This window comes from Caballeronia sordidicola, from assembly GCF_000729995.1.
GTDB lineage: Bacteria > Pseudomonadota > Gammaproteobacteria > Burkholderiales > Burkholderiaceae > Caballeronia > Caballeronia sordidicola_A.
In genome coordinates this window covers 62,496-87,337 of sequence record NZ_JNFG01000028.1, presented here as the reverse complement: position 1 = coordinate 87,337, position 24,842 = coordinate 62,496, and the positions used below count along the sequence as shown (strand labels likewise).

The 24,842-nt window shown below is 57.1% G+C and carries 15 protein-coding genes; 4 read left to right on the top strand and 11 right to left on the bottom strand.

Translation table 11 applies throughout. The features are described 5' to 3' along the window. The first annotated feature begins 185 nt into the window (after positions 1-185). Both sbcD and FH08_RS0125130 read left to right on the top strand, forming a co-directional pair. Positions 186-1,409 carry an exonuclease subunit SbcD gene (gene sbcD, locus FH08_RS0125135; protein WP_031361007.1) on the top strand — a complete coding sequence of 408 codons (1,224 nt, stop codon included), beginning with the start codon at positions 186-188 and terminating at the stop codon, positions 1,407-1,409. Further along, a complete protein-coding gene (locus FH08_RS0125130) occupies positions 1,406-4,846 on the top strand; it encodes an AAA family ATPase (RefSeq protein ID WP_031361006.1) in 3,441 nt (1,146 codons plus the stop codon). Before sbcD ends, FH08_RS0125130 begins: the two co-directional genes overlap by 4 nt. Before the next feature lie 7 nt (positions 4,847-4,853). Here FH08_RS0125130 and FH08_RS0125125 read toward each other — a convergent pair whose 3' ends face one another. Continuing rightward, a complete protein-coding gene (locus FH08_RS0125125; RefSeq protein WP_200878785.1) occupies positions 4,854-6,140 on the bottom strand; it encodes a tetratricopeptide repeat protein in 1,287 nt (428 codons plus the stop codon). 457 nt (positions 6,141-6,597) lie between these two features. Here FH08_RS0125125 and FH08_RS0125120 point away from each other — a divergent pair, with 457 nt between their 5' ends. After that, positions 6,598-8,112, top strand: a complete 1,515-nt coding sequence (locus FH08_RS0125120; RefSeq protein ID WP_035567095.1) for a Fic family protein — start codon at positions 6,598-6,600, stop codon at positions 8,110-8,112. Between the two features lie 136 nt (positions 8,113-8,248). Here the strand turns inward: FH08_RS0125120 and FH08_RS0125115 are convergent, their stop codons facing one another. The 9 genes from FH08_RS0125115 to FH08_RS0125065 form a co-directional block, all read right to left on the bottom strand. Beyond that, entirely contained in the window at positions 8,249-9,364 is a 1,116-nt protein-coding gene (locus tag FH08_RS0125115) for a type I restriction endonuclease (RefSeq protein WP_031361003.1), read from the bottom strand. A gap of 581 nt (positions 9,365-9,945) precedes the next feature. After that, the gene (locus FH08_RS0125110) at positions 9,946-11,808 is read right to left on the bottom strand and encodes a DUF262 domain-containing protein (RefSeq protein WP_031361002.1); all 1,863 of its coding nucleotides are present in this window, start codon (positions 11,806-11,808) and stop codon (positions 9,946-9,948) included. Between the two features lie 499 nt (positions 11,809-12,307). Further along, positions 12,308-13,468 carry a hypothetical protein gene (locus tag FH08_RS0125105; protein ID WP_031361001.1) on the bottom strand — a complete coding sequence of 387 codons (1,161 nt, stop codon included), beginning with the start codon at positions 13,466-13,468 and terminating at the stop codon, positions 12,308-12,310. A 1,858-nt stretch (positions 13,469-15,326) separates the two neighbouring features. After that, complete coding sequence (locus FH08_RS53525) at positions 15,327-16,001, bottom strand: BPSL0761 family protein (protein WP_326928979.1); 675 nt, start codon at positions 15,999-16,001, stop codon at positions 15,327-15,329. Next, the gene (locus FH08_RS0125085; RefSeq protein WP_031360999.1) at positions 15,979-16,314 is read right to left on the bottom strand and encodes a hypothetical protein; all 336 of its coding nucleotides are present in this window, start codon (positions 16,312-16,314) and stop codon (positions 15,979-15,981) included. The genes FH08_RS53525 and FH08_RS0125085 overlap by 23 nt, the downstream gene beginning before the upstream one ends. A 143-nt stretch (positions 16,315-16,457) precedes the next feature. Continuing rightward, a complete protein-coding gene (locus FH08_RS0125080) occupies positions 16,458-18,305 on the bottom strand; it encodes a TniQ family protein (RefSeq protein WP_031360998.1) in 1,848 nt (615 codons plus the stop codon). Beyond that, on the bottom strand, positions 18,302-19,288 hold the full coding sequence (locus FH08_RS0125075; RefSeq protein ID WP_031360997.1) for a TniB family NTP-binding protein: 987 nt from the start codon (positions 19,286-19,288) through the stop codon (positions 18,302-18,304). The genes FH08_RS0125080 and FH08_RS0125075 overlap by 4 nt, the downstream gene beginning before the upstream one ends. Further along, positions 19,285-21,318 carry an integrase catalytic domain-containing protein gene (locus FH08_RS0125070; protein WP_031360996.1) on the bottom strand — a complete coding sequence of 678 codons (2,034 nt, stop codon included), beginning with the start codon at positions 21,316-21,318 and terminating at the stop codon, positions 19,285-19,287. The genes FH08_RS0125075 and FH08_RS0125070 overlap by 4 nt, the downstream gene beginning before the upstream one ends. Further along, positions 21,315-22,085, bottom strand: a complete 771-nt coding sequence (locus tag FH08_RS0125065) for a hypothetical protein (protein WP_031360995.1) — start codon at positions 22,083-22,085, stop codon at positions 21,315-21,317. Before FH08_RS0125065 ends, FH08_RS0125070 begins: the two co-directional genes overlap by 4 nt. 248 nt (positions 22,086-22,333) lie before the next feature. On the opposite strand from FH08_RS0125065, the gene FH08_RS0125060 reads away from it, so the two are divergent. Next, the gene (locus tag FH08_RS0125060; RefSeq protein WP_051888492.1) at positions 22,334-22,624 is read left to right on the top strand and encodes a DUF6471 domain-containing protein; all 291 of its coding nucleotides are present in this window, start codon (positions 22,334-22,336) and stop codon (positions 22,622-22,624) included. An 869-nt stretch (positions 22,625-23,493) separates the two neighbouring features. On the opposite strand, the gene FH08_RS0125055 is transcribed toward FH08_RS0125060, so the two are convergent. Next, positions 23,494-24,813, bottom strand: coding sequence for a DUF3883 domain-containing protein (locus FH08_RS0125055; protein ID WP_235210486.1), 1,320 nt, complete (start codon positions 24,811-24,813; stop codon positions 23,494-23,496). Positions 24,814-24,842 lie beyond the last annotated feature (29 nt).

Sequence of the window (24,842 nt, the reverse complement as noted above, 5' to 3'; positions counted from 1 at the left end):
ACGCTGTTTTACGCGCAATTAGAAGGCGAAGTGTACGCGTACACGGCGCAATTGCCTCGTTTTGCGGCGGTTTCCGAGGCCTAACCAGTTGATTGGCCACCCGTTCCCGCGCTTGGGGCAAGTCGATCGGCTAAACTGGCAGCCACTAAAACGATGTGCGGCAACGCCTTCAACCCACCTCCCCGATGCGAATCCTGCACACCTCGGACTGGCACCTCGGCCAGTACTTTCTTGGGCACTCACGCCAGGCCGAACATCAAAAGCTGATTGCATGGCTAGTCGAGCAGACGCGGCTGCACGCGGTGGATTCGGTGCTGATAGCCGGCGATATCTTCGATACCGGCGCGCCACCCAGCTACGCCCGCGAGCTCTACTACACGCTGATTCTCGCGTTGCGCGACGCGGGCGTCGGCTTGACGCTGCTGGCGGGTAATCACGATTCCGTCGCTGTACTCGAAGAGTCACGCGACTTGCTGACGGCGTTGCATACCGTCGTCATTCCCTCCGTGCAGGACGATCCGAACGAGCAGGTTCGCGTGCTCACCACGCGCGAAGGCAAGCCTGGCGCGATTGTCTGTGCCATCCCGTTCATCCGTCCGCGCGATGTGTTGCAGAGCATCGCGGGACAGAGCGCACGCGACAAACAGGAGTCGCTGCAGGACGCGATTCACGCGCATTATCAGGCGCTGTTCGCGCTGGCCGAGCAGAAACGAGTGGAGCTTGGCGCGCATTTGCCGATTATCGCGACCGGGCATTTAACGACGGTCGGCGCGAGCGCGAGTGAATCGGTGCGGGAGATTTATGTCGGCGCGCTGGAAGCCTTTCCAACGAGCGCGTTTCCGGCAGCCGATTACATCGCGCTCGGACATATTCATCGGCCGCAGAAAGTGGGTGGATTGGAGCATATTCGCTACAGCGGTTCGCCGATTCCACTTAGCTTCGATGAAGCGCGGCAACAGAAAGAGATGCTGCTTGTGGATGTTTCGTTGACCGGCCTTGAACGCGTGACCGTGCTCGACGTGCCGAGCTTTCAGCCGTTGTCGTCGGTGAAAGGATCGTTGAAAGAGCTTGAGGCTGCTGTCTCGGCGGCTGCGTCCCAGGCGGTTGAAGGCGAGACGGTGTGGCTCGAAATCGTAGTCTCCGCCGATGACTACCTCAGCGACCTCCAGTCGCGTATCCAGAAGATCACTGAAGACCTGCCGGTTGAAGTACTGCGCATCCGTCGCGAGCGTTCTCCGGCGTCTAACACGCTGCATCGCCAAGCAAAGGAAACCTTGAACGAGCTCACGCCCGATGATGTATTCGCGCGCCGCCTGCAAACGGAGACCATCGACGAGGAAACGCGCTTGCAGCTTTTATCGATGTATCGCGAAGTTGTAGCGCAGATTGGCGAGGCGGATGCAGCATGAAGATCCTGTCGTTGCGTTTGCGGAATCTGAACTCGCTGAAGGGCGAATGGAAGATCGACTTCAGCCAGCCACCGTTTCGTGACAACGGCTTGTTTGCGATCACCGGCCCGACCGGCGCAGGCAAGACCACGTTGCTCGATGCGATCTGCCTTGCGCTCTATCACCGAACGCCTCGGATGGACACGATCTCGCAAGGGACGAACGAGCTGATGACGCGGCACACGTTCGAATGCCTCGCGGAAGTGGAGTTCGAAGTGAAGGGCGAGGGGTATCGGGCGTTCTGGAGCCAGCGTCGCGCACGCGATAAAACCGACGGCAATCTGCAGGCGCCCAAGGTGGAACTCGCGCGTCTCGATGGCACGATCATGACCGAGCGGATCGTGGACAAGCTTCGGCTTGTTGAAAGCATCACTGGCCTCGATTTCGGCCGCTTTACGAAGTCCATGATGCTCGCGCAAGGTGGCTTCGCCGCGTTCCTCGAAGCAAAGGCGAACGAGCGCGCCGAGTTGCTCGAAGAGCTCACCGGCACCGATATCTACGGCACCATCTCCCAGAATGTGTTCGAGCGGACGCGTAATGAGAAGCTTGCGCTGGATACGCTTCTGGTGCGGGCCGATGGTGTCCAGTTGCTGACTGAAGAGCAGCGCACCGACTTGCAGCAGCAATGCATTGATCTTGCCGCGCAGGAAACCGCACTCGGCAAACGTGTCGAGATGACACGCGCGATGCGGACGTGGCGCCTCGCGTTATCGGAAGCGGAAACGCAGCTTGAACAGGCGCTGGCTAACCAGCGGCAAGCGGACGTCAAGATCGCCGATGCCAAGCCTTCGCTCGGTCGTCTCGCCGCGAGCGAGCCTGCCGAAAAGTTGCGCGCCGATCATACGGCGATGCTTTTAGCGCGCGAGAGACTCGCGGATACGTCGCGTCAATTGGCGCTCTCGAAAGACGAGAAGCGCGCCGCTTCGCTCGATGCAGCGCGTGGTCTGCGTGAAGCTTCGTTCGTCGGCCGACACATAGTCGAGGTTCGGGAAGATGCGCTGAATCGCGTGTTGCGGGACACCAAAGCCGTTCAGTCCGCACTCGATGAACATCCGCATCGGAGCAAACTCGGCGAGCAGATTGTGCTGTGGCAACAGCACTTCGCGGCACGCCAGCAGACGCTGAATGACGTTGCGGCGAATACCGTAAAGCAGAAAGAGTTGGGCGCTGGGATTGACAGGCTGGCGGGCGAGATCTCTGCGAAACAGCTTGCCGTGCGCGATGCTGTGGCAGTAGCGGAACTCGCACGTAAGACGGAAAGCGAGCAGCGTGAGAAGCTTTCAGGCACGCTGGGCAGCGAAAGTGAAGCAGCGTTGAAAGCGCGTTGCCAGCGTCTTAACGAGCAGCATCATTTGTTCGGCAAGTTGGCGGATATCCGCGAAACGGTCGCACGCGGGACCAAACAAGCCGCGATGGATCGTGATGAGCGGGCTCGGAAAAATTCATCGTTGGCGTCGCTGAACGAGCAACGCGAGCGTATTGCAAAAGACGTGGCGACACTGACTGAGCAAGTCGAAGACAAGCGAAAATTGCTGCATCAGGAGCAGCGCATTCTCGATCTCGCCGGACATCGTGCAGCGTTACAACCCGGCGAAGCGTGCCCGTTGTGCGGATCGACGGAGCATCCGTCCATCACCGCGTATGCCGCGCTCGATGTCTCGGCGACCGAGCACGCATTGAAGGACAAGCAACTCGCGTTGCAGGGCAAAAACAAGGAAGCCTCGGCGACCGATGTCGCTATCGCGGCGTTGGTTGCGGAGATCAAGGCGCTCGAAACGCGTATCGATACATGGCTTGAAGACGAAGCGCGTCACGCGGAGAACTGGCGAAAGCTGTGTGTCGATCTTGGACTCGAAGCCGTTGACCGTGACGGACTGGACGCGCTCATGCAAGCGCACGCCGCAGCGTTGAAACTTGCGCTGGACACGGCCGTCGCGGTCGATCAACAGATAGCGCTGATCAAGCAGCACGAAACTTCGCGGCACGCGGCGGAGCGCGCGGCGCTCGACCATCAGCACGCACTGAAGCTGCTCGAAGAGAGACAGATCGCAGCAGGAAAGTCCTTGAAAGAGGTCGCAGATCAAGCCGACGTTTTGCGAGCCGCGTCGCTCAAGAGAGAGCAGACGCTTGATGAGTCGGTGACGTCCGTTGGTTATGTACGGCCGGATTCCTGGATAGACTGGCAGCAATGGCTCAACGAGCGCGATGCGGAATGGAAGGCATGGCAGAAGGCATCAGAGCAGCTTCGCATGTTGACGCAACAAGCTGATCGAGCGAAGCACGCGGTTGAAGCTGCATCGGCCGAAGCCGCGAAGTGGTCCGCTCGATGGGCCGATTGCGAGAAGGATTATGCGGAGTTTGAACCCGAAGCCGGCGTTGCCACGACCGCTGATCCCGATGCTGCGTTTTTATCGGCGATAAAACGCTACGAAACCGCGCGCGACAAAGCGAACCTCGTCGAAGGCACCGAACGCACGTTGACGCTGCGGCAGAGCGAAGACAATGAGCGCGCGGAGAAAACATGGACGGCATGGTCGATCGCGTTAAGTAAAAGCATCTTCGCCAATGAACAGGCGTTCTCTGAAGCGCTGCTGCCGAACGAAGAACGCGAGCGCCTGCAAATGCTGAAGCGCGAACTCGATGAACTGCGCACGAAGGTTCACACGCTGCGCACGATGGCGGAAAACCGTCGCGCGGAATTGTTGAAAGAGCCGAAGACCGAACAGGACGCTGACGCCCTGCAACGATCGCTTGACGACATGCTGGCAACCTCGAAAGGCTTGAGCGAAAAACAAGGTGAACTCCGCGCGACGCTCAAGAACGACGACCGCTTGCGCGTGGAAAAGCAGGCGCTATTTGAACAGATCGATGCTCAACGCGCGCGCTACGACTTGTGGCAATGCTTAAGCAGCCTGATCGGTTCCGCCGACGGCGCGAAGTATCGAAAGTTTGCGCAAGGCCTGACGCTCGATCATTTGATCTATCTCGCGAATCGGCAACTCACGCAACTGCACGGGCGTTATCAGTTGAACCGCAAGGTTGCGGGCGATCTGGAAATGGAAGTGCTCGATATGTGGCAAGGCGACATTGCGCGCGACACACGCACGTTATCGGGCGGTGAAAGCTTCCTGGTGAGTCTTGCGCTGGCGCTGGCTTTATCGGACCTGGTGAGTTTCAAGACTTCCATCGACTCGCTGTTCCTCGATGAAGGTTTCGGCACGCTCGACGGAGAGACACTGGAGATTGCGCTCAACGCGCTCGATTCGTTGAACGCGAGCGGCAAAATGATTGGCGTGATAAGCCACGTGGAAGCGCTCAAAGAGCGCATTCCGTTGCAGATCAGAGTGGCGAAAAGCGTAGGAATCGGCTTCTCGACGGTGGAAGTTGTGGGCGCTTGAGAAGCAACTATTCGGCGACGCGGACCACGAGTTCCTGCGACGCGATCTTCTGAACCACGAAGAACGGCATGTCGAGTCGCCACTCGCCATTCCGAACGGCCGCATGGTAATCGAACAATGGCTTCTCATCTGCCGAGCTAAAAATCAGCCGTTGCTCGGCGCCTTCGGGCAGCGTGCTTTTGCCGCCGATCGCCTGATAGCTCGTATTGCTGCCGACGTGGAATTTTTCCGTGTTCCATCTGTTCGGCGCGTGCGGCGGGAATGGTTTGGCATCGTGGAAACCGAATAGATCGTCGTGGGACAGCACGCTTTTACGCAACGTTGGCCACACATGTTCACGCAGATAATGCTGGTCGATGAAGCGCCCGCTATCAGCGTTTTTCGCGGCAAATTGCTGCATCGATGCAACTGCGTTATGCAGCACGCCGCCGCATCCGCCCCATAAGCCCGCGAGAATCAATTCGGTGTGAGTGAAGTAATCGCGGATGACGTGGAAGTAATACGGGCTTTCCACCCATTCCTGTACCGCTGCGTATTCACGCTCGGACAGCAGCGCATCGGCATCGCGGAGAAGGAAGCGTTTGACGCTCAAATCGTCGATAACCAGAAAGCGCCACATCAGCGGATGAACGCCCGAGTCGCGTTCCATGAAAACGACTTCGGCACCGGCGTCTTTGAGTCTGCGTTGAACGTGCTCGGGCACGGTTGCGTCGAGATAAACGCGACACGTCCAGCCCTTGAACACGTCGCGCGTTATCTCGGCGTTCATGACAGCGGGCTCGCAGTATCGCGGATTCGATCCGAACAGCGAGTAGGCGATCACGTTTTCAGCAGGGTTCGCGGGGTTGAACGTGGGCGGTGCGTGATTGGGAATCGGCTCGCTAGGGTTGCCGCCGCATTTGGCGTCGGAGGCTCGCAAAGAGCGCAATCCGTACTCGCGCATTTCTTCGGTCTTACCCAGCCAACCGCACACCTCTACCAGCCCATCTAACCAGGTCGCCGATGCCAGCTTGCGCTGGCTCGCCGGTGCGTTGTGGATGCTCATATAGACCCGGTACGCTTGATCAAAAGCGTTGGTACGCATGAGGCACAAAGCATAGTCCGGCAGGATCGACATGTTGCCGGGCGTGATCTGAAGCGCTTCTTCTGCGAATCTCGCACCGCTTTGATAGTCGCCGGTCGCGTACGCCACCCGGAATTGCTCGGCAATTTGAGCTAAGCGCGCTTGGGTGGCCGCGGGAGATTGGCGCATGCCGCCGGATTGTTTCGTTTGTTGAAAATTGGGTCGGGCCATGAAGTCTCATCGGTTATTTGGCGGACGGGCATTGTTCGTACGCGCGCTTGTGCGGCAGCGTCGAACCGCTCCGAGGGAACCGAGGACTTTAAACGGCGCGATGCCCGTTGCCGACGCTTGAGATCGTTTTTCACAATTTCGCGGCGTGTAATCGCTGGACGCTGGCAGTGGCAGGACTCGCGCATGACTTGGTTTTAGGCAGTCAACAAGCAGCCAATGCGCATCGAAAAAGCCGAACCGCAAGTCTCGCTCACCATAAGAAAATCTGAGGAAAGATGCTTAATCGCAAGAAAATCTGTGCGCGGATAAGAAAATCTGCGACACGACGGGGTTTCGTGGGTTTTGCGCCGCCTTCGTAAAAAAAAATGGCACAGAAGGGCGATTTGTAAGAAAATCTGCGTTCGGGTAAAAAAATCTGCACGCAACCCGGCGTTTTGCAAATTTTTGTGGAGCCAGAATGACGGCTGTTGGCTACCAATACCTACACCAGAAGCTAGCCGCGGGGGCGCAAGCGCCGCGACGGCCGGCGCTTGTCAAGCCAGTGACCCGTTTGACGGAGATCAACGGATGCCTGGCAGTTCCGCATCATATTGCGCCACCCGATGACGCCCACCTTGAGCATGTCCTATTCGCATTGAAGCATGAGGGCACCAACCTCAGTATTCTCGCGCAAGCATTGCCCGCGATTAGCGCAGACATTCTGATCGCGGCACTAAAGCGGGCACCAAACGGCATTTTTATCCGAAAAGCCTGCTTTCTCTGGGAGGCGTTCACTGGCGAGCAGCTACCCGACACTCCGGCGGTTGGCGGCGCAGCGGTCGGACTCTTCGATTCGGAGCGCTACATAACTGGCCCGTCAGTCCGCAATGCACGTTGGCGCGTCGATTTCAACGGGCTTGGGTCTTTACGCTATTGCGCAACGGTCGAACGAACATCTGCGATCACTGGTCTGCTGGATTCCGACATTCTTGGCCGCGCCCAGGAATTCATGGCGTCACTGCCTGCCGAGATGATGGATCGGGCTATCAATTGGGCCTATCTCCACGAAACACAGGACTCGTTCGCCATTGAGAAAGAATCCCCCTCCGAAGACAAGGCACGCCGCTTCGTGGCCCTTTTGCGGCAGGCTCATGAGCGTCACCCGTTGACCGAGGACTATCTGGTCGAGCTGCAAAACATCTGCGTCACCAATCCGCTCGACCAAGCGGCGGGATACCGGGGCCAGCAAAACCATCTGCAAAATGGCCTGCGAGGAGCGGCAGGGGTGACGTATGTTCCCCCTCCGCCCAATATGCTGCCCGAGCTGATGGACGCATGGCTCGCATTCGTGAACACCGCTCCGACCCAGATTGACCCATTGGTTGCGGCAAGTATTTCGTCGTTTGGTTTCGTGTTCCTTCATCCCTTTATGGATGGCAACGGCAGGCTTTCGCGTTTCCTTATCCATCAGGCGTTGTGCTCGTCCGGGAAGCTTCAACACGGACTGTTGCTTCCTGTATCGATCGCGATGAAGCGCCATGAACTGGAATACCTGGAAGCACTTCAGAATTTTTCGAAGCCGCTGCGTGAACATTGGCGAGTGCTTTGGATCGACGACGCAAACTTTGAGTTTGAGTTCCTTGGCAGTCCGTCCATGTACCGATACTGGGACGCCACGCCGGCGGTTGAATTCGTTTTACGGATGGCGGACGAGGCTCTGGAAGTCGAGTTGCGGCGCGAAACGGAGTTTCTTCGCCACTACGACACGGTGCTTCGCGCTGTGAATGAACGCTTCGATGTCCGCGGCAGTACGCTCTCGACGCTTGTGATGATGTGTCTGGACAACGGCGGCGTGGTCTCGAAAAATCGCCGCAAGCAGTTCGCTGGCTCCGTGCCCGAGGCTGTGTTCGATGCGATCGAGGAGGCGGCGAAAGTGGTGCTCGATGTGAAAGCTGACAACACGACGGGGATGGGGATTTCTCCGGGTGAGTAAACGTGTCAGCGATATTTCGACTTTAAAAAGATCGTGTTGGCCGGACAGCTTCAACTCTATGGGATCTTGCTCAAGGTCATTCAATCAGCTTGATGACGTGCCACTCGTCAAGCCGATCGAGATAGCCAACACCCCGTCAAACCGCGGCTATGTCACCAGCGCTTTCTTTGACCGGCGTCGACTTCAAGTACGCCTCAACGCACACCTGAAGACGGTCGCCAAAGTCGAATAGTTGATCCAGGTTGGTGATAGGAACTCTCTCTTCCTCTTTGTTTTCATTGAAAAATCCCACGACCAGCCGGCTTTCATTGTTGAATCGCAGCCGGCAGATAGGTTTGCGGTTGTTGTCGTCGAACAGGATTGCGCAATAGCTTGCGGCGGCGCGTATGAACACTCTTCCAGGCTTCACGACTGGACGAAGAATCGCTCGCACGATCTGAAACGCTTCGAGTTCCGTCTCGGAGGCAGTGAATACTTGATCCGAATCAGCAGCGACCTCCGCGACGCTGGTGAGTGCCACAAGAGGAATGCCTAGCTCGGGAGTCATGGCTCCTTTCAGGCGCTCATTGATCTTGTCCCCAACGAGTTGCTGAAACGCCTGCTTGGTGACCTCGGTAAACAGATCCTTTACCGCATTTTTAAAATGCTTACCGATCAGGAACTCAGCCGATGCAAGCCGAACAAACTCTTCAGGAGGATTAAACATCCAGTTGCTGAGCGTGTTTTGAATCGAACGCGTGTATTTCAGATGATTTGCTGTGGTGAGTATGGTTTCGAGATCGAAGATCGTCTTGGCAAACTTCTTCAACTCATCGACGTCCTGGTCACGGAAATCCAGAATGTTGAACTCAAAAAACGGCTTGTCATCCATCATGTTAGGTTTTTCGAGATCAGTGAAAAACTTGTACACAGTGCCGTTGGTCAGTACGCCAAATCGCGCTTCGGTAGAATGAAAATATCGAAACAACTGGCTGGCATGGTTGATATGCAAATCAGCGCCGCTCTTCTTACACTCAAACAGCATGATTGGCTTGCCGTCCTTCAAGATCGCGTAGTCGACCTTCTCCCCCTTTTTCGTTCCCACGTCCGCGACAAGCTCCGGAGTCACCTCCAGCGGGTCAAACACGTTGTATCCCAACAGCTGGATAAAAGGCATCACCATCGCATTCTTGGTGGCCTCTTCGGTTTGTAGCAAGTCTTTGGCAAGTCCGACACGAGATGCGAGCGCTCTGACTTCGTCGATGAAATCCACGTTTTTCTCCATTTATTTGGCGATAAGCACCGCCGAGAAAGCGCATTCTCATTTTCGAGATAGGTGTTTGCAAGAAATAAGTTCGGAATCCATAGAAGTCGACACGAATTTTTTAGTTTGATAATTCTGAGATGTCGCGGCTAATGACGACAAACCGACGCGCTGCGTCCACGTTGGACTATCAAGAACGCGGTTGCGTCATCGCCCTAAAATAAAAAGCCAGTCGCATCTTGGATGCGACTGGCTTTTCTGAAGCGTGCCGTTATCGTGCTGCTGACTATTGCAAGGTCGTAGTCACAATGTAGCGAGACCCATAAAGCGAGATATCGAACCTCTCCAGACAAGGCGTTCCGGGTCTTGCGAAACATCGGGTGAGATTTTGAGAAGCATTGCTTGAGAACTCGCCCCTAACCGTGCCGTCCGCCGACTCACTGATGGCATTTCTGACCACGTTCTCCCATCACCGTAGCCCATCAAAGCGCGAACAAAGTGACCGTTGATTATCGCCGAGCACGGGATTGGGCAAACCTTTCGGATGCCCTCCTCACATCGCAAGCGTTCGTGACTGGCGAGATTTGCTATTAGCCCCTACTCCAAAGCGTCAACGCTCGGCCCAGTAACTCGCGCCCGCGTGTTTCGATTGTAGTCTCGTCCCAACTGTCGAAGCGATTAAGCACGCCATTTATCGGCGATACAGAGTGCGTGAGAATCGCGTCACGCTTCGTCGCCCACCCGCCGTTCTTCAAAGAACTATTGAGACTTCCGGTGATAAGCGTCAAGTTACCAAAGGTTTGGACCGCTTCGTTGCGACGACGACTCTCTACTACTCCGGGTGCATCCTCTTTTGCAAACCACGCATGCTCAACACCCTTCGAGCCATCCGGTAACGGCCAGTTCGGTACCCAAGCTTGCGGCATGATGTGTTCGACACTGAGCGGGCCATTAGTGCTGACGTTTTCCGACTTTGACGACCTGTAGGTTTCGCTGATTCGCAATAGCACGTGTGTCAGCCGCAGGTTGTTAAGTGAATGATAAGCGCTGCGGCTCATCCAAGCTGCGGATACCGCGTCGTCGCTCGGCCACTCGTCGGTTGCGCTCTTGAGGGACGTCAAATATTGACGCACGACCTCAGCAGATGCTCCCTTATTGCGGATGGCCTTAGTGAGGCCCATGAAAATTCGGTTATAAGCCTTCGTTTCACCACCGCAGACTGCTCGTCGAACAAAGTAACTTTCGAGCATGCGGGCGGTTTGCGACATGTCCGCTTCGCTGGGCGCCAAGTCAAGCATCGCAAGAAGCGGCGGGTAGGCGGTGCTGACGTCGAATAGGTTGAGAAAATGCGCCAGTTCGCCCAGAAGCGGTGACTCATGCGAAACGGACAGCGCTTGGAAATGGGCGCGCTGACGCGCGAGCCCGGACAGCTCTTCCTCGACGCTTGCGAAAGGCTTCTCGCGCTCCACCCAATGCTTGTACTCAACAAACAAATGCTTGATTGGGATATCCCGCGCCTGCTTGCTCGCAAGATAGTGCTGGATGAAAAGGTCACTGCGGGGTCGACGAAGTCGACCTTGTGTCACCTCTTCTCGCCAAAAGGAGTCGTCGAACGTAGACCAATACTCATCGTAAAGTGCCTCCTGTTTCTCGCCGAGTCGTGCGGCCCGCAGGAAGATGTAATTTCGGAGGAGGTCTGCCGGCAGGAGCGGCTCACCCCGCGCGTTAAGTGTTTCGAAAATTACCTGCGCATCGTCGCCATCGCCAAGGTCAATGGCTACGACCTTCAGCGCAGTCTTAAGCGCCTCGAAGCATGCTTCAACGCGGTGCTCCAGCGCGATATGTTCTCCGACGGGCGGTTCATCCACGGTACCCTTGAAATACAAACATATCTGCTCATGGAAGAACAGGTATGCCTCAACCATGCGCGGCCGTGGATTGAACCGTCTCGCATACGCTCGACGCGTCAGAGGGTGAATCTTTTCGAGTGACTCCCTGGACCCGGCCGAGACCACATCTATGAACTGAGCGCGGTCGGCCAGCGTCGGCCAGACCTTGAATTTTTCGACCTCTGGCTCGGCCATCCTGCCGGTGTTAAGTGTGAATTTCGCACACTCGTCGGCGAAATCCTCCAGATTTTCCTGTCGACAGAAGTCGCGGAATGAGGCGAGGAAAATTTGGAGTGTGGTCAGACGCTGTTGGCCATCGATTACGCTCCGCCGTTCGACACGACCGACGTTCGTCTGCTTCTGGTCCAACACCATGGCACCCAGAAAATGCACAGGCGCGTCCCGACGGTCCTCAATGAACTCCGTGAATTTACGAGAGATGTCTTCCCAAAGAGGTTCCCACTGATGTTCCCTTCCCCACACATACTGTCGCTGGAACATTGGAATTTCTAATCGCATCTTCCGTTCGAAGATGTCGAGCAGTGGAATTGCATTTGCATCCATCAGTGGTCTCTCAGGTTTCGTTTATTTTCGCGGGGCGGCATAGCCGAACGTGATAATAACCTCGAACGCCGGAGAGTCGAACTATGAGTTGAATTTCAGGAGGCAAGCGTGCATTAACCGCTTCCGCGATGTGTCGAACGTACGCGATGACACTCCGTTTAGCCGCCCGGCCCGGAAGGACGCCGCGTCTTCCAAGATACCGAACTCGCGCTTCACGTCCTGTAGCACAATCGACAAAGCATTACCCCGTCCAGGCGACCAACAGCGCTAGAGCTGTCACACCGGACGTACAATTTTCGATAACTATGGACATTGAAATTTTCCCTTTCGGTATGCTACAAAACAACGGCGTGCACGCCGCCAGTTTTGTGTGGCATCTCGGCTCGCAGTGGTTAACAAATTTTCTCGGATGGCTAATGACGGCCTAGCTGGAAATCGCACAGGAGTTCAGACCAGGATTTGCACCGTCAAAAATTTGCGGCCTGGAACCAGCGATAAGCTAAAGCTCTCCATATCCTGCCGGAGCGTTGTCCACATCATCCCAGCGACAGTTGACTGTCGGGTCCAACCAGTCCGCAGCGCGTCGTAGCCATGTGGCGTCGACGACATCGTCGGATGACTTCAGCTTTTTGACTTCGAATTCACTCGCCAACGTTCGCAAGCGGTTCGCTCTCTCGAGCTTCAACGCCCATTCTTCGACGCGCTTAAGTTGCTCGATTGCGGAACGGCGAATCGCGGCGAGCCTCGCGCGCTCTGCTTCTTGCACAGCAGCGACTGCTCGCTGTTCGACCCGCATCTCGGCTTGTACAGAGTCGCGAATAATCAGATGCCGGAGCTTAACAACGAACCCGTGAATTTTCGTTTCGATTGTGGCGCTCCGACTGTCTGCAGTGGTCGCCGTCGCATAGGTACTTCCAACTTTGAACGCCGATATTTCCAGTTCGTTCGTGGGATGGTAGAGGTATGTCTGGCTATTCAGGTTGTATCCGACGCGTTTGTTTTCGGCCTGTTGCTCGCGCGTCAAAAGAATACTTTCCTGGCGGCCTCGCTCCCGCACGCGAAAGGTTAACGCGCTGTCAAGCAACTTCACGTTTGCCGGGTCATCCTCTTTGCCGCCAGAGGAAAGCGAATAACCCGCCCCCGTCAATGTCTCAAGAAGCATGTTCAACACAAGGAGCGCTCGCAGCGAGTTCTGCTGGGACACAGCAACTCGCATGAGTCCAGCTCCTTCGCAATACGGCCATGTTCGCGAATCGCGGTGCTTACCTTCGAGCTTTTTCGCCATCCGTTTGACAAACGGCAGGCATTCGTCGATGGAGGTGCGCATGCTGACGGCCGGCACATCCGGGGCACGAACGGCATCGTCATCAACTCGAGCTTGAGTGCGCAGTGACAGCTCATCGTCTTGCAGGTTTTTGAAGACCGAGCGTCGGTAGGTCGTCGCTCCCTTGGACGGCGGGAGTGATGGTTTTTTTACGGCCTTGCCAGCGGCGCGTTTTGCCCAATAGCCAAGCGGCGGGAGTGGAATATTTAGGTCTAGACAAATCTTGCGAAGTCCCACGTCCGAGATTTGATACCTTTTCGACACTTTGCTGACCGGCTCGGACCAGATTTCCTCGTAAAGTTTTTCGCGTTCGAAGTCTTGATGGACGTAGGGCATGTGAGCTCATCGGTAGTTTTGTGAGCGGGGTCCCAATCAAATTTCCCTTCACATATTGGGCCAACTCCATGTGAAGTCTGTTTGACCAATGACAACGGCACGTGTTCGAGTACGTCATCACGCGAACATCTCTAGGTAAATATAAGAACGAATACGCGATGCGACGCGCACCCGCGGGCAGACGGTCGAGATTTTCGGACAGGTGTCGAGCCAGCGGGCTGAGGTCAAGCCATCGAGGGGATAACCGTGATACATGTTTGTCGTTGGCCCGTAAGTCGATTGCGTGTGCGCCAGGCATGCAGGAGCTCTTTGACATCCATCCGCCCGTTGCCGTGCGCCCGGTCAGCCGTTCAGGCTCGCCTTGAGCGAGCCGCTATGGGCAGGCGTCGAACAATAAAATAATACAATCGCCGACTAATACCCACTGTGGCGCCATCCAACCCTATACGGTTTCGCAATGCATTCGTGCATGCCCGCCGAGTCATCGCGCCGCCGGGTATGAGGACCGCCCAACCCGACTGGTTGGCTTCGGTGGCACGATGCGCTGCCGCTTGCGTGAACGGGGGCTGAATCCACCGGCAGCGCGCAAGGGATAGCCGAGACTGCGGGGATTAGCGTCTGAGATATCGGCAACGGGATGGCGAAGCTAGCGTCCCGGAGGGTGCGTATAGGCTGGCGGGCGAGGCGGCTCCATACCGGTGACACACGGGTGGGGAGGCTGAGTGAAGGCTTTCCTGGGCATATGCCGTAGGGAGGGCTGGGCTCAGCCTCACCACCCAGCGACTCAATGCAACACAGCTGCTTATGGCTGAGCCTGGGGGGAAAATAGAAGAGTGCAGACAAGGCCAGAAACCAAGCGATGTCACTGACCTTACGCCCTCCTCCAATGTATGCATTGCTCGACGAGAGCAAGTTAGCGCGCATCAGAGATTTATAAAAAGACGTGCTTATCAAGTCGTCAAGGGCCTCCCGGTCCTGCCGAGCTCCTCGATGCGACATAGTCATGCAAAAGGCCACGATGCGACTTTCAACCAGTTTTGTGAGCTAGCATCGCGCGACATCGTTCCAACTCTTTCGACAGCGAATCTATTTCTGCTTGCATACCGGCTGCTCGCCGTAGAAGTCGACCAACTTCATGCCAGTACGCGTACCCTAGATCGCCTTCAGCCATAGACAGCTCGTGAACCTTTCGAAGCGCAATCTCAAGGTCCAAATTATTTTCCGAAAGCATATGTTTCTCCTCTCTTTCTATTGACGGACGATGGTCGCCGAGTGAGGCAGTCAGACGAACTCGTCGATGCTCGTGTCGTTCCGGGCATAGCTCATCTGAGCAACAGCATGGCAATGACAGCGGCGTCAATGTAGCTGCCAGAACCGAGACGCCTTTACTGAACCACATCTCGACTCAGGCGATGTTCTTCTGTCATGAAGCGAAATGGAGTAGCCATTCAGAGCAGCGATGCAGCCGCTTTACGTCTTACATCCTCCTATTCCGGAATCAACAGGGCTTCGCTCGCACGAACGGCGCGTCTAGACGCATTGCGCGGTGTTGAATGGTTGAGCCTACGCGCGAAGAACACAGCTTGTCGGGCGACGCATGCAGCAGCGTCGATTGAGCACCGTCTTCTGCGCGCGACGCAGCGCTGCCTTGAACCTACGCCCGACGCAACGCGCCGGCTGCTCAAGAATCCTGTCGGCTTCATCCGGTGCGCGCATGCAAACGATGTATGCGATGTGGGCAATCTTCCGGGACATTTCGGCGCTAAGTCCCTTTGCCGTTCGTCCAACGCCCATACGGCGGTAGCGGATGCGGGCACCACCCTGGCCACCAGAGCGAACATATCTGACATCCGTTGTATCAATTGTTCGCATTCTCGCCTCCTGCGCCATTCGCCACGGCTAGCACTAGCTCACGCGTGCGCCTCATCAACCAGGCCATCTCGCTGCGAGAAAAATCCCACTGGCCACCGCCTACCTTCGCTTCTAGACTTTTCTCGACTCGCCTCAGCGCGTCGTCGAGCGACAGACCAGACGCAGACATCTTTCGCGACGCGTACTCGGCGAGCTGACCGGAAAAATCCTCACACGCGGAATGACGTCGCCACACTTCTTCGTCTAAAAGAACGGTGTAATACCGCCCGTTCATCTCGCGCACGAGAAGCTTGGGCTGTGCGCCGGGCAGATTTCCAGGCGTCGGCTCTCTCGGGAAGTTGTCGTAACCGAATGTAGTCCGTTCAGCATTTTCTCCTTGGTCACATAGGTCGTCAGAATCTAGCTGACTGGAGGAGCTTTTCTGACATTCGGAAGCTGCCGTTCCGCCTGCACGCTGGTGTTTCGGTGCGGCCCAAATTCCGGGTAATGCTGCGGCCGACACATCGAGGTCAACGTCGAGCGGGTAGTGCCTGAGCAGACCCAGCGCCACCGACTGGACAAGACCGTCGATAGTTATCTGCTTGGCAGACGCGAGCATCTGCAACAGCTCTCGCGCATCAGTCATGGCTTTCGTGCGCTCATGTGGGGTCGTCATCATCACCTCCGTCAAGCAAACGATCGGTGACGTCGATGTACGACGCGACCTCGTACAGCTCGCACCACTGCATCCAGACGTAGTCAACGTTCAATGACCCGCCTTTCCGGCCGACCAGTTCGTAAATACGTCCTGTCTGAGTCGTACCCTCCAAAGTGACCGGGTCGAACGTCACTATTGGGGAGCTGACGCGCCCGGACGAGTCAAACATGTCGACGCCGACAAAATGTCGGCTCCCGTCGTCCGTCTCGAATATGCGCCATCGAGACAGCGGAATCTTCGGCAATTCGGAAGCGGGGCGAGGTCTCCAGATAGGCATCGCAGTCTCCTGGTCGTAGAAAGTCATACCTTTCGGTTCTGTCAAGAACCTGGCGGCAATACATCCGCGCCTCACTGTGTGCCGACCGACGCACACATCTCCGGTCGGCACACGCACGTGGTCCGACGCATCGCTCGCCGAGCTCATGACGTCAACGATGCGGGCACAAAAAGGTCGTACCCAGCTCTCGCACCAATAACCGCCAGCCGGCCGAGGTCGGCAATACAAATCAGCGCACCCCGCGTGGCGCCATCAGGAAGCTGTTTCGCACCGACCAGTTCGACACCGGGTAGCAAGCGCGACAGCGCTGACGACTTCGTACCCATGGCACGGGCCAGCTCTGCCAGCGGAACATAGGCTTGCCTGAACTCCAGCAATTGGTACGGCAGCACGATGCGACACGGCTGGCCACGTCGTTGAATCGTTTCCGACGCCAGCAGCCCTTCGTCCACCCAGTTCTGGATGGACTCCCATTTCCACCCGGTCGCTTTGGACAGTTGCTGAATCGACAAGCCTGCCTCGAGCAAGGGCGTGCCGAAATACTGCGTCACATCCGTCCTCAGGAAGGACATTTCACCCAGTGTTCGACCATGCGCGACGGCGTTCACCTTGCCGCCTGCAATAGCCTGCATCAGCGACTCGATGGCCCTTCGGTCGCCCATACGCCGGCTGGTCAGCTCCGCCCATGTGAGCGTAGATTCATCGGCCACCACACCGCGTTGAGCCGACCGCTCGACACGCTCATGTAAATCCAGGATAGATTGCCGCTCCACTGGACCGCCCTTCATCAGGTCTTCTCGCCAACGGACGTCTGACCGGACTATGTCGGCGGCTTTCATGCGCTCGAGAACCCCAGGTGGAACCCCCGCCAGTTCGCAAGCATCGATGTCCGAAATCCATTCGGCACGTTGCCGCTGAATGCGCTCAACTTCAGCGTACGGAATTTCGAAGATCTGGCCTCGCGTGCCAGTACGCCGTGCACGGTGCTCGCACTCGCCAGCGACAATCGAATTATGCAGCCGGGAAACGCTGACGCCGATGGCCTTCGCGGCTTCCGGCGCGCGCGTGTATCCGGTCGCGTCCTTGGCCATTTCTTTGGCCGAATCCAGACCCAGAACACAATCGGACTTCCGCGCGGCGACGTCGATAATGATTTGGACCAGAGGCTCGAGCGTCGTGCCCTGGCAGAGCTTGCGCAGGCTGATGTACCACTCGCCGAGCAACGTATTCAGCGTGCGGGCATCCTTTCGACCGGCGGCAATGCGCTGCTCGACGTGATTGCGGAAACCCGTTGGCCAGTCGGCGAGCAAGGCTTCGAGCGGCGACAGAAATTCGACCGATTCTGCGACAGATTTGGGTGATGCTGCGCCGCGCGGTAGCCCGGAGCGCGTCGGGTCTGCGTATTGGCAGAGCGTGCGGATTGTTTTAACCAGCACAGAGATGTCCACGCCGTGCAGAGGCGGCCTCACGCTGCCAGACCGCTGCCCACTGCTCCCAACCAGCGTCGACAACCACTGCTGACTCCGCGTCGCCGGTACGCGAGGCAGGCTGCTCAGATCGTGACCGCACGAGCACAATCCAATGTAAAGCCGCTCCGGTGACAAATGCTGCCCGCAGGCGTTGCACCGGTCGACCAGCAGGATGCGATGATGCGGGCATGCAGTGACATAGGCGTGTTCCCAGTGGTGCCGCAGGTAAGGCGATTCAGCCAGACACGCAGGACACACGGTGTCAGATTTCGCACGGTGCAGACTTCCCCAACCCCGGCAGACGCTTTCCTGCTCGCGGGTAAATTCGGTCCATGCTGGTTCCAAGCCGAGGTTACGGGCTACGTCGTCCGTGCGCGTGAGGAAGGCACGGCGATTACGTTCGACACCCGCCGTACTCGCCATGTCTCGCCAATGGAAAAGCGCATTGTCTGCGGCGAGATGTCGGTAGTAGCCCATCCCGGACTCGTCGCCCTTTGGCGCGTAGGTAACAACGAGGCTCATTGTTTATCTCCCGATTTTTTACGAATTGGTACAGACGCCGAGTTACTAGTCAGGACATGAACGTATGCCTGTTTCAGCGCTGCCGGCTCCACGCCTGCGCCGTCCATGCCAGCATCCTGGAAAGCCAGTCTGTGCGGTGACCCCGCATGGTTGACGGATTCACTCGCCCTTTGACAGTCTGCGTACGTGATGGCACGCGGTGCTTCGTTTTTCATCACAATCGCCAACTCGCGCATGAAGTCGGCCAGCACTCCGATCAGGCCACCGGTGAGCAGATAGCATTGCTGCGTGAGCACGCGGTCAGGCGCGTTAATGGGATAGCCCGCTGCCGCGCATAGGCGTCCGTAATAGGCCACGCATCCGAGGTAGGCGTTCATCTGGTCAGAATCGGTCGCGTCGTACGGCAGAAAGTAGCGTGCAGGACTGGCGCGGCTACGCAATTGTTCATTTGCCGAAAATAGCCGCTCGAGTCGAGGAATGCCGAAGAGAATCAGCGTCATGCCGAGTTTGTCCGAAAGAGTTTTGAGCCAATCGCTTGCTGCGCGCGGAGGCACCCGCGACCCTTCATCAACGAGGTGCGATATCTCGTCGAAAATCACGACGCGTGTGCCAGCCAGGCGAAGCTGCTCCGCCATCAAGTCGTCCATCGTGCCCGCCGTCATGCTGCGGGGAACCCTTATGCCCAACGCACCCAACACACTTTTGGGAAGCAGTTTCGCGGTCGCGGAGGGCGGCACCGGAACAACCAGTACGGGTACATGGCGTCGGCCATCGATACGGTTGGCGGGGTAGTCACGAGAAAGTCTCGCGATGAGCGAGGATTTGCCTGCGCGGCTCGGACCAGGAACGCGAACGACCTTGGGAGCAAAGCCAGCAAGGGCGTCATCGACTCGCCCTTTGAGCGCCGTGAGGTGCTCCATGAACATGGGGTGCGTAAGTTCGCAACCTTCAATTTTCTTACGCAGTAGTTGGGCGGGCGTCACAGTAATTTTTCTCCAGTGTTTCTATCCAGAACGTCCATAAAAGGCGCGTCGTCAAATGAGATGACGTCGGGCTGGAGGCTTTTCGCCGACAACGACGGATTGGTCGAAGGAGCCGGTCCAAACGGCGCTGCCGCTGAGAGCGGCCGATCGATGGAGCGCTGGACGGCCGAGTTGTCTTTGGCGCGGCGCACCGTTTCCTTGTTTTCTTCGCGCTTACCGCGGGCCTTGCGCTTACTGACTTTCCCGTTTCCGACGACCGCCTCGTCCATGTCCCGCTCGAATTGGATCTTGTCATCCGGAGCTGTCCAGTTGTGCATGCCCGAATCGAATCGGACTTTGGCCTCCGCGAAGGTCCATGCCGGCGTTTCCCGACGGACGTGTTCGTGCATTAGCGTGACAAGCGGAAGGTCATCGCCCTCGTACACGTACGCCTGGCGGAAATCGTCGGGGTTGTAGACCACATGAAGCTGCGCGCGGTCGCCGTACTTGGCGAGCAAATACGACATAGCGTCGCCTCGGTACCTGAAACCATGCTCAAGCGAGATGCCCGTCTTCGCGCTAAGCACGCACGATTTGTGTTCGAAAAGCGCGGCCATCCATTCACGACGCGGAGGTGGCAGGGTGATGGGCTGCCCCAATTCATCGGTCTGGTAAGTCAGGCGCTCAAGCGGCGTCTTTCCCTTCACCGACTCGACAAGCAGCTCGTCCCAACGCAGTCGGTCAAGGGGGCTGTTGACCCAGTCCTCGTAAAGCCACCTGACAATCCACTTCTCCAGCTCGTCGACGGTCATCAACTCTTCGCCCAGCGCCTCGGGGTCGCGCACACCATCTTTTCCTTCGAAGCGCGTGCAACCCGAGAGAAGCTGCAATGCTTCCTTGAGCGACCTGTTCAGGCGCTCGATGAATGGCTTGCCCTGAGCTTCCTTGGCCTTGCAGTGCTTAACGTCCATGCCCAGCAGCTCAAGGCGCACGATCCTTCCGCCCTTGGTCTCCGAGCCATTGTCGAAAACGACCTGTGCAGGCGTGCCATATATGTTCAGTGCGTGGGCAATACCCAGCTCTTTAAATCTGGCCGCCTTGGCGGGCGTCAGATACATCTCCAGGCACAACAGAGAATCCATCTCGCGAGGCGAACCGATTACGAGATGCCATCCGACTGGGTATCCAGTGCAGACATCGATTGCCAGCACCAGATAGATGGTCCGGGCGATGCCATGAGGTGTGCGCACGACGAATGGCAGGTGGACAGCATCCTGCTCGATGCGGGCGAACGGGAACGCAGCCCGAATGCGCTTCTTCGCGAACGATTTGCCCGCGACCCGGTCCAGCGGGTCCATCCGGTCGTAGTCGGCATCAACGGTGACGTCATGAATCTTTGCGCATACGAACTTGCGGCTGATATCGTGCCTGGCAACATGCAGGCCGCGGCGACGGGCTTCACGGTTGATGTATTTCGTCAGGTCGAGAACCGTCCACTTCGATTCGGTGACCAGGAACTCGTCCTTGATGACCTCTTCGACGAATTCGACAAGTTTCTTTGGATACCTGGCCGTCGCATTGCCTTTGTTCTTGTCACCCTGGAGGACGGGAAGACCGAGCAGTTGCTGATTGCGCGCCCGGTACAAAGCCGCGCGCGACGGAAACGCGCAAACAAGCAGCTTGCCCGTGTTCTCCATTACATAGGCTTCACGCGCTAGAGCTATCGCTGCGTTGAACGACGGACCCCGTTGCTCCCTGATGGCATCAATGCGACGCAGTGTGTCGTTCAGCCAACTGACCCTGCTGTGCAATTCCGGATTGTCGTACTGGGCCGCAAGGCTGACGCGCGGCAGCCCCTTTCGATGCAGCGCCAGACTGCCTTCCGCAATCCGGGCGCGGATGTCGTCGTATTGGACATACCGGGCCTCACGTTTCTCGGCGTCGAATAGCTGGATGGAACCTGCATGCAGGCGACTGTTCAGCACCTCGAAGAAGCTGTCCGGTTTGCCGGGCAGCACGAGCTTGTCTCCCGCGCGCAGGTCGGACATCATGGCCGCAACTCCTCAATCAGACAGAGGTGGCATAGGTCGCCATACGCGGCCGACAATTCCAGCGTGGAGCAGATTTGGTGATGCGCCAGGTCTGCCTGCAGCACACCGGTAGCCAGCAGTGGCGGAATCAGGCCGGTCGGAATTTGGAGGTCGGCGCACAGCGCGCGCTGCAACACCGGGCCCGATCCGCAATAGCTTTCGACCCGATCGATGATGTCGGGCGTCAGGTATTCTCGAGCACGCGCTATTGCCGGCTTCAATAGTTGTGCGTTGACAACGACCGGGTGCCGTTCATCCGCAGGCACGACCACCGTGGATAGCGGATAGCAATACGCCTCCATGATTTCCCGAGCCCGCTCGACCTTGGCCCAGTAACTGTCATCACCCTCGAAGCCCTTTATTTTGACCTCATATGCGCGCTGCAGGCCATCGGCCTGAACGGTGGCGAAGTCTGGCGTGTACTCCGTTTCCCCGCCGCGACTACCGCGCGTCTTGCGCGCTTCCGACACTTCCTCCCGTGTGAACAACAGCCGTTGGCCGACCAAATCGACGGTGAACGGTTGCTGCTTGAAAGAGCGCACGCGCGGGTCAACGCACAACATGTGCGCTACCAGGCGCTCGGCGTCGGAATCGACTGTGATGTGCCCGTCGGCCTTTTCTGCATAGGTGCCGATTCGGGCCTTGCCATACGTCCGGGCCGTGAATCGGACGCCTGCGTTCGCAGCGCCCCGGCGACTGCGGACGCCATAGGAAGGTGCGCTTCTCATTTCGCACCTCCGACTGGGGCTTGCGACCGACTTCTCGCGTGGTTGGTCGCGCTAGATGCAGTTGCGGCACGTCGGGCCGGCAAACTAGGTTGTAAAGGTATTGTCAGCATCCTGTCCTCGCAGAAAAATGGCTTGCTGAGAACGTGTAGTGGTACCGGCCCGTGGGCCGGTCGTATACGACCGAAAATAGGCGTGAGAGAATTCCGGTAGCAAGAAAGCGGAGACTCGAACGAGGTCAAGGAACAACGATGGAAGAGCTGTCGAACAGGCGTCTCCGGCTGCAAATCGAGCCGTACGGGCAGTGGGAAGAAGAAGCGAAGGGGCTGATAGAAGAAGAGATGATGCGGCGCGGAATCCGCTACAAACAGCTTTCGCGGATGCTGGAAACGCTTGGCATTTACGAGTCGCCTGACCAGATAAACCGCAAAATTAACCGCAAGCGATTCTCCGCGGCCTTTCTGGTTGCCTGCCTGCACGCCATGGGCGTTGAGAGCATCCCTATCCAACAGCTTAAAAAGGGACAGGACATTGAGGATTAGGCGACCGACTACCCATGTCGCGAAATCCAGCCTCAACCAGACTTGATTCATCGCCTGCTCCCGTCATACCCTCTCATAAAAAGGGGGCCTGACCTGGCGGGCGGTCAATGCGACGAATAAAGGCGCACTCGTGGTACTGCGCGCCGGCATTGCACCGGCTTGGAATTACTAACTTAGGCAATAGCTGTGATATTTTCAAGTTGATGGCTCGTGCAGCTTGTGAGCTGCACGTAGCCTCGACAATCGTCGCCCAAACAGCAAGTACAATCTCGCGCAAAGCGCCGATTGGTTCCTATACTTTGAGCCAATGACATACACGCATCCGCGATGTCGCGCACTCGTCGAGGCTGGGCCAATGAAAAGTTCTACGGACTGGCTATCCGCTTCGCTTCGTCTCTGAGGAACATCGACTGGGTCGCGATATGGGGCGCCCGCGTTGCCTTGCTCATCGGGTGCCGCTGGCGTTTCTTCTAATCATCGGAATACTTGAGAAGTAACCGTCAATGGCGCACAGGGGCAAAAGAGGTCGCACGTCCAATCGTTGATTATCTGTGGACCACGGATTCTCTCGAATTTTCGAGGATTGGAATCTGGACAAGCCTGCAGCGTCATATCAACCCTTCGCAACCGCGCCATTCGGTGATGCGCCGCCTAGCACAGTGAGCGAACCCTCGGCGGTATCCGTCGCCTCTTGCGAAGCTTTCCGTGCCGCGGCGTAAGGTTTATTCAACGCGGTGACTTCCGGAGTAACGTTGCCTCGGCCTAGCGCCGTGACGCTTGATGAGGAAGGCTCGTATAAGGAAAAAACGCGAAAGTGTCCAGCCTTGAAACGATTGGCTCGCCCTTGCACGGAAGAGAAACTAACAGCGTCATGCTGTAGCTCTCAGCCGCGCTCGGTAGTCAATCGGCTCCAACTCTAGATGGCTGGAGAGCGGCCCTCTAAGTATGAAGAGCCGCGGGGTTACGCCGAAGTCAAATACCCTATACAGACAGAATGCATCTTCGATTTCCTCGGAGAACTCCAACTCATTCCGGGTAACGACAAATGGCGTCGTGGAAGTGCCATTCGTTGTTTTCACTTCGACGAACCGCGCAACCTCTGTCGTTTCGAATGACAAAATATCGTAGCCCGTCCCATCGCCGAGTCGGTCCGATATCCAGTCTATTTTTGCGGCCAAATCCGGACGAGCGCCGTCAAACAGACGAGTCCTCTCAAAATTCATACTCCATTCTTCACCTCCATAGCCAAGCGTTCGATTGCGTTCCTCGCGAGCGGCATAGTCAAGCTTCCTCGGAAGACGAACTCGATTCACAGCAACTTGATTGCGCTCAATCTTTGGTCGCTCGACAAGAACTCCGCGGAACTCCTGCTCCCCCGGCTTAGTTCTTTCATCAAAATTTTCCATCACGTTTGCTAGGGAATCCCGATGAGACTCGACGAATTGCAGAACGGCTTGCCGCAGTAGCGTCTGGAGATTCGCACGTGGTTTGTATCCACGAACATACGGGAGGGCTAACTGGTCGAGGACTGCCGAGATATTCTGAAACTTGAGTTCGACGGATGATTTGCTGCGAGCCGACAATTCAGAGCGGAGTTGTTCATTGCGTTCCGACTTGTTGTACACCAAGCCCAAAGACTCCAGTCGAAGCATCTCGAAGTAGGCCCGCACAGTAGCCTCAACCTCAGCTTGCGTCCAGTCCTGTCCAACTCGGACTACTTCGAACCCGAGTTCAGACAAGACGCGCTCGACAGTCGCCTCGCCGCCGGAGAAATCTTCGGCACGAAGAGGTCCATCATCGGGGAAGGCATACCCGTAAGCAGCGCCGACAATCGCTTTCGAGTCGTAGAGTTTGCCGGTGCTCGCGTCGCGCAGCATGTACTCCCGAGACTTACCAAATTTGTACTTTTCAAGAAACGACGTGCGGCCAACACGCTCGAATTCTTCTATCGCTGCTGTAACTGCCCTCGGGTCTTGAAGATTTTTGAGACTCGTTGATTTTCGCTCTGTCCCACCGCCTTCCATTTGCACTGCCGAGGAAGCCGCGCCGGCTGCAGCACCGTCCGTGGAGCCAGCCAACAATGTAAGCTCCGCGTCGACGATTGCCAGCAGCTCTGGCAGGCCACCTATGAAAGGCCGCTCGGAACCCATCGCGTCGCCTAATCGACCAGTCACAGCTCGCTTCAGCATGGTGATACTCGACGAAGGCTTGCGGCTAA